Annotated in this window: 1 pseudogene; it reads left to right on the top strand. The window is 76.8% G+C overall.

The window, feature by feature from the left end:
* Positions 1 to 1,510, top strand: a pseudogene (locus tag D7V93_RS45670) (hypothetical protein); the annotation flags it as partial.

Below are 1,510 nucleotides of genomic sequence, written 5' to 3'. Positions count from 1 at the left end.
GTGCCCTACCTGCCGGAGGACACCGCCGCGAGGACGCTGCCGCTCGCCGACGTGGAGGACACCGCCGCTCGCACCCTGCCGCTCCCCGACGTGGAGGACACCGCCTCGCGGACGATTCCCTTGTCGGGCCTCGCGGACACGGGTGCGCGCACCCTGCCGCTGGGGGATCCGGCGTATGGGGCCGGGGCGTCGCCGTCCCGGATGGGCTCCACGCCGATCGCGTCCTCGGGGCTCGTGGCGCGTCCTCCCTCGCGCAGGCCCACGCATGAGGCCGCGGCGCTGCGCGCCTACGATGCGGAGGAGGGCGAGCCCGCGACGCAGATGGCGCTGCCGCGCGAGCTGCCCACGGGCTCCTACGAGGACGAGGACTACGACGAGTCCACCGCCGTCGGGACGATGCCCGGGGCCCCTCGGCCTCCGCCGCGCTACCTCGAGCCCGTGCTGGAGGACCCGGAGGAGGACGATGACTCCACCGTGCCGCTGCGCGCGCGCCGGCCCCGGGGCCCCGTGCCCGCGCCGCTGCCGGTGCGACGGGGCGGGGCCGCGGAGACGCCTTCGCGCTCGACGCCTTCCGGGGAGCGGGGGGCGGCGGATTCCGCTCGCTCGCGTCGCTCGTCGTCGTCGCCGGGCGTGGCCGTGGCGCGCGGCTCCGTGGAAGCGGACGGGGATCCGTTTCCGCCGTCACCGCGACGCACGTCCTCCCGCGTGCAGGACGACCTGACCCCGCCGCCCGCACCGGCCCCGCGTCGCCATGGCGATGACGGCCGCTCCGAACCCCTGTCCTCCGGTCCCCGTCGCATGGGCGTGCCCACGGGCGATGACGGTCGCTCCGAGCCGCTGGCCTCGGGCCCCCGTCGCATGGGCGTGCCCGCGGGCGATGACGGTCGCTCCGAGCCGCTGGCCTCGGGCCCCCGTCGCATGGGCGTGCCCGCGGGCGATGACGCGCGGACGTCGCAGCCTCCGGGCCCGCGGCGTTCAGGCTCGTCCCCCGGTGAGGCGAACCGGTCCACTCCGCCCGCGAACCCGGGGCCCCGGAACCTCCGCGCGCCGCCGCGTCCGGCGCCCGAGGACGAGGAGCACTTCAGCACCGACCCGGGCATGTCCGGGATGAGCCTCACGGATCCGACGCCCACCCGGTCGCCGGATCCGGATGATGACGAGTCCACCATCGGCTTCCAGGCGCCGCGCCGGACGCCCCGGAAGGCCCTGCGCACCAGCGCCGACGATGACCTCGATGATGGGCCCGATACCTTCGACGAAGGGGCTCGGCCGCCCCGGCGCTCCCGCGTCCTCCTCCTGCTGGGGGTGGGCCTGGTGCTCCTCACCCTGCTGGGCGTGGGACTCGCCTGGAAGCTGGGCCTCTTCGAGTCGGAGGAGGTGTCCCGCCCCACGCCGATGAAGGCGCCTCCGGCGGGTGACACCCTCCGGCCCGGCCCCACCGGCGTGGCTCCCGTGGCTCCCGTGGCGCCGCCCGCGCCCGAAGCAGTCCCGAAGCCCCGGGCTTCGGGAC

The sequence above is a fragment of the Corallococcus llansteffanensis genome, assembly GCF_003612055.1.
GTDB lineage: Bacteria > Myxococcota > Myxococcia > Myxococcales > Myxococcaceae > Corallococcus > Corallococcus llansteffanensis.
Note: the sequence above shows the minus strand (reverse complement) of the source record. Positions and strands in the feature narration are given on the sequence as shown.